Annotated in this window: 14 protein-coding genes; 9 read left to right on the top strand and 5 right to left on the bottom strand. The window is 36.1% G+C overall.

Going from position 1 to position 12,901, the window contains the following annotated elements:
- Positions 1 to 171: 171 nt before the first annotated feature.
- The gene (gene tsf, locus ACED20_RS12060) at positions 172 to 996 is read right to left on the bottom strand and encodes a translation elongation factor Ts (protein WP_294201079.1); all 825 of its coding nucleotides are present in this window, start codon (positions 994 to 996) and stop codon (positions 172 to 174) included.
- 145 nt (positions 997 to 1,141) lie between these two features.
- Here tsf and ACED20_RS12055 point away from each other — a divergent pair, with 145 nt between their 5' ends.
- On the top strand, positions 1,142 to 1,834 hold the full coding sequence (locus ACED20_RS12055) for a DUF6759 domain-containing protein (protein ID WP_294236404.1): 693 nt from the start codon (positions 1,142 to 1,144) through the stop codon (positions 1,832 to 1,834).
- 66 nt (positions 1,835 to 1,900) lie between these two features.
- Here ACED20_RS12055 and ACED20_RS12050 read toward each other — a convergent pair whose 3' ends face one another.
- On the bottom strand, positions 1,901 to 2,290 hold the full coding sequence (locus ACED20_RS12050; protein ID WP_294236403.1) for a helix-turn-helix domain-containing protein: 390 nt from the start codon (positions 2,288 to 2,290) through the stop codon (positions 1,901 to 1,903).
- A gap of 171 nt (positions 2,291 to 2,461) precedes the next feature.
- On the opposite strand from ACED20_RS12050, the gene ACED20_RS12045 reads away from it, so the two are divergent.
- The 5 genes from ACED20_RS12045 to ACED20_RS12025 all read left to right on the top strand — a co-directional run bounded on the left by ACED20_RS12045 (position 2,462) and on the right by ACED20_RS12025 (position 5,713).
- On the top strand, positions 2,462 to 3,763 hold the full coding sequence (locus ACED20_RS12045; RefSeq protein ID WP_294236401.1) for a hypothetical protein: 1,302 nt from the start codon (positions 2,462 to 2,464) through the stop codon (positions 3,761 to 3,763).
- 10 nt (positions 3,764 to 3,773) lie between these two features.
- A complete protein-coding gene (locus ACED20_RS12040; RefSeq protein WP_294236399.1) occupies positions 3,774 to 4,340 on the top strand; it encodes a DUF6705 family protein in 567 nt (188 codons plus the stop codon).
- Between the two features lie 293 nt (positions 4,341 to 4,633).
- Positions 4,634 to 4,897, top strand: a complete 264-nt coding sequence (locus ACED20_RS12035) for a hypothetical protein (RefSeq protein WP_294236396.1) — start codon at positions 4,634 to 4,636, stop codon at positions 4,895 to 4,897.
- A 174-nt stretch (positions 4,898 to 5,071) separates the two neighbouring features.
- Complete coding sequence (locus tag ACED20_RS12030) at positions 5,072 to 5,437, top strand: hypothetical protein (RefSeq protein WP_294236394.1); 366 nt, start codon at positions 5,072 to 5,074, stop codon at positions 5,435 to 5,437.
- 63 nt (positions 5,438 to 5,500) lie between these two features.
- On the top strand, positions 5,501 to 5,713 hold the full coding sequence (locus ACED20_RS12025; protein WP_294236392.1) for a hypothetical protein: 213 nt from the start codon (positions 5,501 to 5,503) through the stop codon (positions 5,711 to 5,713).
- 131 nt (positions 5,714 to 5,844) lie between these two features.
- On the opposite strand, the gene ACED20_RS12020 is transcribed toward ACED20_RS12025, so the two are convergent.
- Genes ACED20_RS12020 through ACED20_RS12010 form a run of 3 tightly spaced genes read right to left on the bottom strand, consistent with a single transcriptional unit; the run spans position 5,845 to position 9,323 of the window.
- Positions 5,845 to 6,801 carry an acetyl-CoA carboxylase carboxyltransferase subunit alpha gene (locus tag ACED20_RS12020; RefSeq protein WP_294202109.1) on the bottom strand — a complete coding sequence of 319 codons (957 nt, stop codon included), beginning with the start codon at positions 6,799 to 6,801 and terminating at the stop codon, positions 5,845 to 5,847.
- Positions 6,802 to 6,848: 47 nt separating this feature from the next.
- Positions 6,849 to 8,354 carry a glutamate--tRNA ligase gene (gltX, locus tag ACED20_RS12015; protein WP_294219790.1) on the bottom strand — a complete coding sequence of 502 codons (1,506 nt, stop codon included), beginning with the start codon at positions 8,352 to 8,354 and terminating at the stop codon, positions 6,849 to 6,851.
- Between the two features lie 54 nt (positions 8,355 to 8,408).
- A complete protein-coding gene (locus tag ACED20_RS12010) occupies positions 8,409 to 9,323 on the bottom strand; it encodes a hypothetical protein (protein WP_294265998.1) in 915 nt (304 codons plus the stop codon).
- 306 nt (positions 9,324 to 9,629) lie between these two features.
- Between ACED20_RS12010 and ACED20_RS12005 the strand changes: the two genes are divergently transcribed.
- The 3 genes from ACED20_RS12005 (at position 9,630) to ACED20_RS11995 (ending at position 12,814) form a co-directional block, all read left to right on the top strand.
- On the top strand, positions 9,630 to 11,054 hold the full coding sequence (locus ACED20_RS12005) for an MAC/perforin domain-containing protein (protein ID WP_294318692.1): 1,425 nt from the start codon (positions 9,630 to 9,632) through the stop codon (positions 11,052 to 11,054).
- A gap of 153 nt (positions 11,055 to 11,207) precedes the next feature.
- The gene (locus ACED20_RS12000; protein WP_294318694.1) at positions 11,208 to 11,552 is read left to right on the top strand and encodes a phosphomannose isomerase type II C-terminal cupin domain; all 345 of its coding nucleotides are present in this window, start codon (positions 11,208 to 11,210) and stop codon (positions 11,550 to 11,552) included.
- 101 nt (positions 11,553 to 11,653) lie between these two features.
- Positions 11,654 to 12,814 (top strand): hypothetical protein, encoded by a 1,161-nt coding sequence (locus ACED20_RS11995; RefSeq protein ID WP_294318696.1) that lies wholly within the window; start codon positions 11,654 to 11,656, stop codon positions 12,812 to 12,814.
- The last annotated feature ends 87 nt before the right edge of the window (positions 12,815 to 12,901 follow it).

Here is a 12,901-nt window from a genome sequence, read left to right as displayed (position 1 = left end):
TAAGCATTAATAACCGGCTTTATGATGAAATTTTCCTTCGTAATGTGTTAATTGATGAAATTGTTAAATATTTAATAATCAGTTAATATTGTGCTGACCTGATTATTTCAGGGAATAAAAAAATCCCGATGATAAAAATCACCGGGATCCAATATTTTAAACCTGAAAAGATTATAAGCTTACTCTTACAAATCCAGTTACTTTAAGGTCTCCGTTTACAGATTTTACATAGTCGGCAACAGACATGCTGCTGTCTTTAATGAAATCCTGGTGTACCAAAGTGTTGTCTTTGTAGAATCTCTGCATTTTACCTTTAAGGATATTATCGATAATATTGGCAGGCTTCCCTTCTTCCGTAAGTTTATGTCTTTCGATTTCCAGTTCTTTGTCGATCGTCGCCTGAGAAACGGAATTCTCATCAAGAGCGATCGGGTTCATAGCAGCTACCTGCATAGAAACCGCTTTTGCTGCTTCACTTGCACCTTCTACATTTGCAGAAAGAGCCGTGATAGAAGCGATCTTGTTTCCTGCGTGGATGTAAGCACCTAAGAAAGGACCTTCGATTCTTTCGAATGCACCGATCTCGATTTTTTCACCGATAACTCCGGTCTGCTCGATTAATTTTTCAGCAACCGTAAGTCCGTGGAAATCCGTAGCCAGTAATTCTTCTTTTGTAGCCGCGAAGATTGCCATTTCAGCCAATTCGTAAGCCAATTCGATGAACGCTTCGTTCTTAGCCACGAAATCGGTTTCACAGTTCAAAGAGATTACAACCCCTAAAGTGTTGTCTTCGTTTACTCTTGCGATTACTGCACCTTCAGTAGACTCTCTGTCCGCTCTGTTAGCCGCAACTTTCTGTCCTTTTTTTCTAAGGATGTCTACTGCTTTTTCGAAATCTCCTTCAGCTTCTACTAAAGCTTTTTTGCAGTCCATCATACCTGCACCTGTTTGGTTTCTCAATTTTGCTACGTCTGCAGCAGCTGGTGTATAAGACATAATATCTATTATTTTTTTATTTAAGGTTTAGTATTAATTTTTAGCTTAATTTTAAAGCGATGCAAAGATAATGATTTTAATGATAAACTAAAAAATGACTTTTTGCGTTATTTGTATATTTAATAAATTTTTAAATGTTTGCTTAATGAAAAAAATATTCCTCCTCATATTTTTATGTATTTTCACCCTGGGTTTTTCTCAAAAAAAGAAAAAAACGAAATCCAAAGCCATCGTAGAAAAGGAAACAGCGATCATCTACACCGAGAATGACGCCGAAACGACGGCAGAAGCAAGGGTGGTGGCTGGCTTCCTGAAACAGAATCCCGGACATGCCAAAACCGATTATTTCAAAAAGAAACTCATCCAGATGATTATGGCCAACAATTCCCCGGAAGCGAAGCCGACGATTAAAGCCGTCAGTGAAGACAAAATCCGCCAGATGGTGCTTGATAACAACAAACTGAATAACGCCAAAACCATAGCCGCGGCCGGTACAGCAGGTTCTGTAAAAATGGAAAGCGCAACGGGCAGCAGCAAAAAATCTTCCGGGCCAAGCGAACAGAACAAAAGGACGGCTGCGATGCTTACCCACCTTTTCAACAATGACCCGATGGATAAGGAAGCTTACATCAACATCAAGAACCGCTCTAAATGCCGTCTGATCGTAAAAATAAGCGGAAAAAAATATTATAACCTCGACGTTCCGGCCAACGGACAGAATTTCCTGCTGGTGGAAAAAGGGGAATATGTCCTTACCACGATGGTTTGCGATGCCAAGTATTCTTCCCTGAAAAAGATCAATAAGGATATTGAGATCGAGCTGAATCTGAGCGAGTAAATAATATAAAAAGAAAAGCAATAAAAAAAGTCGGTTTTAGGAATTCCTAAACCGACTTTTTGCTTATTAATAAGTGGAGTTACCGGTATTTCCTGCTTTGTCTTTCCAGAATTCCACCTGCTCCTTTAATTCTTTGATGCGTTCTTCATATTGTTCTACTAACTTTTCAGATAGAAAAGAATTTATTGTAGTGATGGTTCCCACATTTTGAAAAGCGAAACCTCCTAACTGGTCGAGATTACTAAAATTATTGGTTTCATCCGATAAAAAATTCTCCGGCTTCATTTCGAAAATTTCGCTCAGCTTTTCGATGTGATGAATCCATGAGCTGCTTTCCCCACTTTCGATCCGGGCGTAGGCCGACTGCGAAATATGCAGCTTCTCTGCCATGTCATCCTGGGAAAACCCTTTGGATTTTCTCAGCCTTTTTATTTTCTCCGCTACGGTATTGGTCATCGGTATAGATATTTAAAAACAAATATAAAAAAATATTTCCATTGATTCCGTTTACCCGATAATCGGGTAATTTTATGCAAAAACCGGTTTTGCCTACCACATTTTTTTCCACATCTTTGTTGAGCAATTGAAAAAATATTTATCTTTAACCCATAAAAAACAACAATAACCATGACGAAAAAAATGATTTCGTGGCTGGCCTGTATGGCGGTTTTTCTTTTTACCCAGTATTCTTGTGTACACGATGAGATCTATTCTTCCTCCGATCCTGATTCTAAAGAGTACCGCTCTAAAAGTCTCTGGAAAGAAGATGAAAAGTATATTAAAAAAGTGATGAAAATTTACAACGAACATGAAAAGGATATCAAAAAGTCCTCTGGGATTCCCGATTGGGATTATGCCATGAGTATGGGCAAATACGATGAAAGTTTCATGGCAGTTCCTATTGTAGAAAATGGGAAAGTTGTAAATACCCTTGTATGCGGTCGTTTCGATAGTAAGGTGTATTTCCGCTATGAAAATTCAGAAAGCAATAACTCTTTCTTTCAGGGCATTATGTTCGGGAAATATACACGATATAAGACGGGTCCAGAAAACAATGTAAATTCATATACACAGAAAGGCATAGTTTGTATTACAAACAGTATATCTATGTGGTATCCTAATAATGAATCCAATCCTGATGCGGGAGGTCACTGGGAAACCAACTACTATACCAATTGTTATAGCTTTTTAGATTATTCCAGTCCGGGATGGGAAGATAACGGCGGTGGCGGTTATGACTACGGCGATGGCGGCGATGGAAATAATGACCCGAATAATCCAGACAATCAGAATCCCTGCGAGAAAACAAGAAATATTGTAAACAACCCGCAAGTAAAAGATTCTTTAAACTCTCTTAGAAACTATGCGCAAAATGCATCAAAGAAAACTGAAAGAGGATTTCAACAATTAAAAAGTGGAACTCTTGTTTCAGGAAATGTTAACGGCAACAATCAAATGTATTTTGGAATAGGATCAAGCTCATTAGGAACTGTACATACACATCAACCCGGAACCATAGGTATTTTTGCGCCACAAGATATTGTTACTTTTTTGCATATTGTTCGGGAACAAGATGCAAATGATCTAGGAAATGCATATAGCGGAACTGTTTCCTCTGTTGGAACTTATTTTATTAGCTTTACAGGAACTGCTTCAGATTTACCACCCGCTATGACAGACGCAGAAGAGGCGATATATGTTAATAATTTAGTAATAGATTATATAGATTTTACTAAATTATTATTGAAAAAAGAAGGAAAAGGTTTTAAACAAAATTTATCTACTAGTGGTTTAGAAAAACTTTTTAATTACTTACTAAATAATATGGGACTAAATGGTAAAATAACTCTTATAAAAGAACAAGATGGTAACACTTCTACAATAGAATTTAATCCTGATGGAACTCCTAAAGTATCAAATCCTTGTTAAAACAAACATTATGAAAAATAAAATATTCTTATACTTACCAATTATTTTATTGTCTATAGGCTGTAAAGCACAGCAGTATCCATTAGATGCAGACTTTACAATAATCCCTAATAATTCTTACATAAAAGATTTGAACAATGAATACAATAAATTTGTTGGTAATTGGAAAGCTGTATTAGGAACTAAAGAAGTCTATCTCTATATTTCTAAACAGGAAAATAGATCAATAAATCGATTAAACAAAAATTTTTTCCGAGATGTGTTGTTAGTTAAGTATAAAGTTTTAATTAATAATCAGATAGTAGAAAATACTACTAATATTACCGATGATAAAATTAATATTATTAGTTTAGGAACAGAAATAGATAATTCGGTTACTTTTGGCTACACCGGAGGAAAATGTACAGTGGGATGGGGAACAATTAATATTGGATATGTTGATCCCACACATTTGAAATGGAATTATCAGCCTCAATCTACAATGGTAACAAACAAAAATTGTCCGGATTATCCTGTAGATGGTATAAAGATAAATTTACCTTATGAACCTGATGATATAATTTTTACAAAACAGTAGTGAAAAATTTGATAACAATTTTAGGAATTTTCCTTGTGTTTTATTGTAATGCACAATACCCTTTAAATACAAATTATAGAATTATTCCCGACAATTCTTATATTAAAGATACTAATAATGAGTACAATAAATTTATTGGAAATTGAAAAACTACAATCAATGGAAAACAAATCACTCTATTAATTAGTAAGGAAGATAACAGAAGTACAAGTTTATTTAATCGACATTTTTATAGAGATGTTTTATTAATACGATATAAAGTTTTAGTTAATAATCAAATTGTTGAAGATACTATGAATTCTTCAAATGATATGGTTAACGCAATTAGCATGGGAACACAAATTGATGGCTCCGTTATCTTTGATTATAAGGGATTAAAATGTTTGATAGGAAATGGATTTATAACTCTTGAATATATTGATTCTACGCATTTAAAATGGAATTATCAGCCACAATCTACAGTTGTTACAAATAAAAATTGTTCAGATTATCCGGCAAATGGGATAAAAATAAATTTGCCATATGAAACCAGTGATATCATTTTCACAAAAAAATAATAGAAGCCTCTTCGGAGGCTTTTTTAAATGATGAAATATGAAACAGATCTTACCTATTTTATTCTTACTATCTGCGTATTGCCATTCCCAGATTATAAAAGATACGGTTTTGGGTAAGCTCAAATCTGTAAAAGAATATGTGGAGTTTTTAATAATTCCGTTCCATTCACTTTTATGAGAGGAGATGATGAATATGGCCACGCCACAATTATAGTACCTGAAATTTTAAGAGAAAGGGTGAGAAGTACCTGGTTTGAAACCGATTTTTGCAGGTACATCAACAATGAAACTTATTATGATAAAAACCGGAATATTACAAAAGAAACATGGTGTCATAAATCGGGGAGAATGGTAGATGATTACGAGTATACTTATGATTATCTGAACAGATTAATCACGGAAAGATCAAGAAATGATTATTCGGAAGATACATCACATTATTTCTATGAAAAAGACAGCCGAACAAGAAAGTTCAGGGAATCTATTTTCAAATGGAAAAGCGAACCTGAAAAAAGGTTATTACCAATTTCGGGGCGGTAAAGTCTTTGCTAATAACAAAATTCAATACCTTTACAAAAACAGACAGCATTTTTATCCTAACCAATGAGATATGGAGAAAAGCAGGTAATAGCTATGAAAAATGGAAAGACTCCGTCTATCACAAAAGATCAAAAGCTAGTCAGAGAAATTGTTTATTATGATAATAAAGTTTCCTCTGATATAAATTTTGAGTATAATGGCAATTATTTAACAAAGCTCTACTATCTGGATAAATTCGGAGGAAAAAATAAAGAACCTGTAGAAGTTATTTTTTAGATATAAATTTGACAAGCATAAAAACTGGACAGAGATCATCAAAAATGTAAACGGAAAAGATTTATACAGGTGGGTCAGGCATATCGAATATTACTAAAAGAAAAAACCACCGGAATCCCGGTGGTTTTGTTTTATCCTTTAAATTGCCCCATGGCAATAAATTTGTCCTGTCGCTGGGTTTCCAGTTCTTTTCCTGTGAATTTTGAAAAGGCTTTGATATTCTGTAAGATCGAACTCTTTAGATTGGCATAGGTCGTTTCGGGGTCGTAATGTGCTCCTCCCAGCGGTTCTTCCACAATGCCGTCGATGAATTTTTCTCTCAGGGCATCTTTTGGGGTAAGGTTTAGGGCGTTGGCCGCATCTTCCTTATGGTCCCAGTTTCTCCAGAGGATGGAAGAGCAGCTTTCCGGTGCAATTACGGTATACCAGGTGTTTTCCAGCATGTATACTTTGTTTCCGACACCTATTCCTAAGGCTCCGCCGCTGGCTCCTTCACCGATGATGTAGGTAAAGATCGGGGTTTTAAGCATTGTCATTTCGAAAATATTTCTGGCAATGGCTTCACCCTGTCCTCTTTCTTCCGCTTCAAGTCCCGGATAAGCTCCCGGTGTATCCACTAATGTTATTACAGGGATTCTGAATTTCTCAGCCAGCTTCATCAGCCGCAATGCTTTCCGGTATCCTTCAGGATTCGGCATCCCGAATCTTCTGTGCTGTCTTTCTTTGGTGGTTCTTCCTTTCTGGGTACCGATGATCATTACTTTCTGTCCGTCAAGGGTGGCCAGGCCGCCGATCATGGCAGGATCATCTGCAAAATTCCGGTCTCCGTGAAGTTCCAGGAAGCTTCCTTTGTCTACCATCCCGTTGATATAGTCCAGGGTATAAGGACGGTCTGGATGGCGGGAAAGCTGTACCCGCTGCCAGGGCGTAAGATTTCCATAGATCTCTTTTTTCTTTTCTATGATTTTATCCTCGATCTGGCTGCATGCTAATTTTACATCAACACCACTTTCTTCTCCTACTAAAGAACAGGTTTGGTATTGGTCCATTAATTCTTTTATAGGAAGTTCGAAACTTAAATATTCCATTCTTGAAGTAAATTAAATCTTTCAAATGTATGAAAAATTATCAAAATCTATTTAAAATTATTAATCGCATTGTTTATCCGGGAGGTAGTTTCTTCTTTTCCAAGAAGTTCCATAATGTCCGGGACATCCGGGCCTTTCAGTTCGCCTACCAGAGATAATCTAAGCGGCATCATTACTTTACCCATTCCCAGACCTTTGCTTTCTGCAAAATCATGAACGGCCTGCTTCAGATTTTCAGCGCTGAATTCCACGGTTTCCAGTTGTTGGGCAAGCTCCTGTAAAATTCCGGAAGTTTCTTCATTCCATGCTTTTTTCGCTGCTTTTTCATCATAAGAAGCCGGTGCTTCAAAGAAGAATTTCCCGTTTTCATAAATGTCTTTCGGGAAAGTAGCCCTTTCTTTCATCAGGTGAATAACTCTTAATAATTTATCGTCGGAAAGCGCCAGGTTTAAATCAGAATCTTTTAAAATCTGAAGCAGGTCTTCGTTAGATTTCTGCTGAATATATTGGTGGTTGAACCATTCTGCTTTTTCCTTACTGAATCTTGCTCCGGCTTTATGGACTTTATTCAGGTCAAATTCTTTTGCCATTTCATCCAGGGATAAAATTTCTTTATCATCTGCCGGCGACCATCCCAGCAGGGCCACCATATTGATGAATGCTTCCGGAAGATAACCGCTTTCCCGGTATCCTTTGGAAACATTTCCTGTGGCAGGATCCGTAAAGTTCAGCGGAAATACCGGGAACCCGAATTTATCGCCATCCCTTTTGCTCAGTTTTCCTTTGCCTTCCGGTTTTAAAATAAGAGACAGATGGGCAAACTGAGGAGCTGACCAGTTCATTGCTTCATATAATAAAGTATGCAGTCCCAAAGACGGCAGCCATTCTTCACCCCGGATCACATGGGAAATTTCCATTTCATGATCGTCGATGATGTTCGCGAAATGGTAAGTTGGCATTCCATCGTTTTTTACGAGAACCTTATCGTCTAAAGTATTGGTATTGACTGAGAATTTTCCACGGATGATATCTTCAAGGTTCAAAGTACGATCTACCGGCATTCTGAAACGAACTACATAAGGCGTCTTTTCATCCAGTAATTTCTGAATTTCTTCTTCAGAAAGCGTTAAACTGTTTCTCAGCTGATTTCTGGTTTTGTTATCATAAGAGAAAACGTCGCCTCGCGCCTCATACTCAGCACGGATGGCGTCTAGTTCTTCAGCCGTATCGAAAGCGATGTAGGCATAATCTGTTTTTAAGATCTGCTCTGTATACCGGTTGTAAATGTCTCTTCTTTCGGATTGTCTGTACGGAGCAAATTTTCCTCCTTTTTTAGGGCTTTCATCGGCGATGATTCCACACCATTCGAGGGCTTCCTCGATGTATTCTTCTGCGCCTTCCACGTATCTGGCAGTATCCGTATCTTCAATCCTCAATACAAATTCACCACCCTGGTTTTTAGCAAAAAGATAATCATATAATGCCGTTCTTACGCCACCCAAGTGTAATGGTCCCGTAGGACTCGGAGCAAAACGTACTCTTACTTTGTCCATTTCAATTTATTTTGGTGCAAAGTTAAAGAGACTTTCTTTTAAAAAAAAGGAATTCTATTTTGGATTTTTAATAAGGATGTAATTTTTATATTCTCCAAAACGGATTTTCAGAAGGTCTTCGATAGGTTGTAAGTACCGGTCTTTCTTTTTCCATACCGCCTGGGATTTGTCATGATTGAAAACAAAATCATAGGCTGCAATGGCCTCTGCCATTACCTGGGGATGTGTCCCTTTGAATCGGGTTACCCGATCTACAGTATTATAATTAAATTCGTCTTTCGGCGCTTCTTCCAGCTTTTTATCCGTATGGCCGTAGTAATAGACAAAATTATTAGCTTTCAGAGACATTGTCCTTTTGGATTTTACGGAACTGTAATGGTAAACAGGTGCGTTTAAGGCCAGTACTTTCAGCTTTTCTCCTCTTTCGGAACCGTTTTCATAGTTTTCAATGGAATTGAATTTCCTGAACCCCTGCGAATCGATATAGGCTCTTATATTAGGATTGTATTTAAACATCCGGATTTCATTCTTATGAACCCTTCTGCTGTTCCGGATGTGGTTGTAGTCGCCCCAGAAATGAATAAATGGCTGAAGAAGGCCTTCAATTTCTTTATATTGATCAGCTTCTTTCATCTTCTCCAGGATCAGCGGATAATCCTTCTCATGCAAAACTTCATCTGCCTGGATATGGATCACCCAATCTGCTGATGGAGACACATGGGTAAATGCAATATTGCATTGCTGGGCAAATATTTTACCTCCGCGCGTCAACGAGTCGTCCCATACCGTATCGATGATCTTTATTTTCGGATCTCCGATATTTTCTATGGCTTCTCTTGTTCCGTCTGTGGAATCTCCTACGGCAATAACAAATTCCTGACAAAGAGGAAGGACGGATCTGATTGATTCTATGAAAGGTACTCCATAAGTAAAGCCATTTCTGACATAGCTGAATGCGCTGATTTTCATTTAGTAATATTAGCAAAAGCAAAAATCTTACTTTTTTTTTGAAGCCGCAATTATTTTGGAAAATTAATTTGTATTCTCTGATGCCTATTTGGTCGGGATATATGGATAAGTGATTTAAAAGCAATCTAAAATCAGTTCGAGGTAAAATAAGTAATTGAATTTTCTTCTTTTATAGTGAATTTTTCTTCATTATCAGGGATATTTAACGTTAAATTATTTTCATTAAGTTGTGATATATATCATTTTTGTGATTTTTTTTCACATGTTGTAGAATAGTATCTTTGCCGAAAATTATATAATAATAGTATGAAAAAACAAATTCTATTTTGCTTTAGTAGTCTGCTAATGCTTTTACTGGCTTCGTGTTCTTCAGAAGAACTGAATAATGAGGTTACAGAAAATTTGAAAAAGTCTGAACGGTCTGTGGCTGGAAAGTCAGCTGGAGATGGAATCTATGATGTTTTAGGGCATGGGTATAATGCTGCAGGCGAATATGCTAATTCCAATTCTGCAGGATTCAAGGTGATAGATGTCAACAGGTTTCAAGCGGAACAGCCAGGAAGATTAATTACTGAAAATATTTTTTCTCAAGAATATATAGAGGAATATGGAGAAAATGCAGAGGCTTATTCCAAAATGGTTTCTACAAAAGTAGATGTCACGGCAGGATTTAAATTATTTGGTCAGTCGATAAAAGCAGGATTTAATTCTTCGGTAACCAATACCAATAAATTTGATGCTAAGTATATCTATGGAAGCTATAATCTTGTCATCAAGCAGCGAAGACTTAGATTTAATGCATTACCTGATATGTTGGGTGATTATCTTACTTCTGAGTTTATACAGGATTTACAAACAAAAACACCACAACAAATTGTTCAGGATTATGGAACTCACGTAACGTTGGATATCTATACAGGAGCGAAAATGGACTTAATGTTTCAGTCTGAAACGACGAACCAGGATCGTGAGCGGGCTGCTAGAATTGGAGTAAAAGTAGGAGTAGGAAGTATTTTTGATATTAATGTAACTAATGATGTGAATACCACAGAATCTAATAAAAACTATTCTAGGAAGTTATCTTACAGAACAAGAGGAGGAGATCCGTCCAAAGGACTTGTAGGTGAGGTAAATTTAGAACAGACTAATCCTAAAATTAATATTTCAAACTGGCAAAATAGTTCTACTCCTAGTAATTCTGTATTAGTTGATTTTGGAAATAAAGGCTTAATTCTTATTTACGATCTGGTTAAAGACCCAACGAAGAAAGCTCAACTAAAATCATATGTAGATCAATATTTGATTGACAATAAGGTTAATTTAGATTATATAACAAATATTTATTCCTATTGGAATAGTATATCAAAAGATCATTATTATACGCCTAAATATGCTAATAATATTGGAGATTGGAATTATGAGCGTATTTCTTTTAAAGCGCCTTCAAAACAAATTGATGATGCCGTGGCTATTTATTCATATTGGAATGATACAGATTATGATCACTACTATACAACAGTTAACGCGGCGACAGTAGGGGGTGGGAAATGGAAAAGCGATGGAATTTTATTTTACGCCTATTCATATCAAAAAGGTGGGACTGTCCCAATCTATCAATATTGGAACGCAACCGATAAAGATCATTATTATAGTGTAGATAATTTACCAACTGCCGGAGGAGGTAAATGGATTAATGAAGGAATTGCTTTTTATGCTTATCCTGCCAATTAACTCCGCAAAAAATATTTAGTATAATGAAGTTTCCCAAGGAAGCTTCATTTTTATTTATAAAGTTGTTATTTTGATTTTCAATATCTGAAATAGTTTTTTTTTCATCTGTTATTTTGAAAATTAATTTACTTTTGTAACCTTAAACATTAGAATATGTTAGAAATCGGAGAAAGACCTTGGGGCAAATATTTTGTTTTGGCAGATGAGGCGAATTACAAATTAAAAAGAATTGAAGTAAACCCGGGGCAGAAATTATCTTACCAGTATCATCATAAAAGACAGGAACAGTGGACGATCATTGAAGGGCATGCTACCGTTGTTCTTGATGATAAAGAAATCAGTCTGAATTATGGTGAAAGTATATTCATTCCTCTGGGGGCAAAGCACCGGATAATGAATCTTTCCGATAAGCCCGTTGTTTTTATTGAGGTACAGACAGGGACTTATTTTGGGGAGGATGATATTGTGAGGCTGGAAGATGAATACCACCGGCAATAAATAATTCTACACTAAGGATGTCCGCTTATATAAGAAAACAGAATATTCTGATTATTCTGCTTCTGATTTTTTCGTTTTCCTGCTCAAACGAGGAAGAGAGCTTGTTTGCTGAAAATGTTCCCCAAGAAAGTAATAATAATGATTATAATGGATTGCCGGATTACCTGACAGATATAGGAACCATCAATATCAATGTCCTGGCCAATGGAAATCACCCGGGAAAGAATGACCAGGCATTTATTAAAAATATCAATGCCCCAAATTTCGGATACTGTCATCCGGATGTCCAGTATTTTCCCAATGGATTCAACGGGTATAAGTACTGGATGGTTTTCACTCCGTATTTCGGTACTATCGGAGCAAATCCAAATGCTACTAGATATGAAAATCCTACTGTTGTCGTTTCAAATGATGGGTTGAATTGGATTTCTCCGAAAGGAATTACTTCTCCGCTTCAAAAATGTCCGTCTGATAAAGAAAGTTTTACAGAAAATAAAGATGACGTAAAGCAAGGATATTGGTCTGATGTAGATATGACATTTGAAAACGGTAAGTTTTCTCTATATTACAGGGCAAGCTTTGTAAAGGCATCTTCTTTATTGTCTAGAGGTGCCAGGAATAACAATAATATGCGTAAGCTTTCTAAAAATACCCAAAGAACAATTGTAAGGCAAACATCTACAGATGGTATACATTGGAATCCTTTGGAAGCTGCTTATACAAGCAATTCTCCATATGCCCCCAAAAATAATCATATGCTTTCACCAAGCTTTGTTTATACAGGAAATCAATATGTGAGTTATGAGGTTGAAAATAATATAAGTCCTAACTTTCCGGGGAATGATCCCTCTTATGTCATAAGAAGAACTTCTAATAACGGTTTGGATTTTTCAAATTTTAAACAATGTAAAGTGGTGAATTTTATTAATAAACCATGGACTGAAACAAACTCAGCTTTTGCTCCCTGGCATATTCAGGCAACTTATGTAGAAGGATACTATTTTTTATGTATTGCTGCTGGTGATGTAAAAAATTATACTGCGGATATTCTTTATCTGGCATTCTCTAAAGACGGATTGAATTTTAAGGTATTGCCTAAACCTTTGGTTGAACATAATACCTACAGATCATGCGTTTTTCCAATGACAACTACGAATGAAGCCATTAATTTTGGTGCTGTAATTGCCTATAAAACCGGTGTATTTAAGTATAGAGAATTTCAGCTGAATAAAAAGAAACTAGAAGCTTGCCTAATTAAGTAAAATTACCTTAATATTATGATAAGAATAACATATTAAAATAAATAAAAAATTGCTTTTTGGATTTTGTATAAATGACTAATATTTAGA

It is taken from the genome of Chryseobacterium sp. sg2396 (assembly GCF_042610505.1).
GTDB lineage: Bacteria > Bacteroidota > Bacteroidia > Flavobacteriales > Weeksellaceae > Chryseobacterium.
This window is presented reverse-complemented; position numbering and strand designations above follow the sequence as displayed.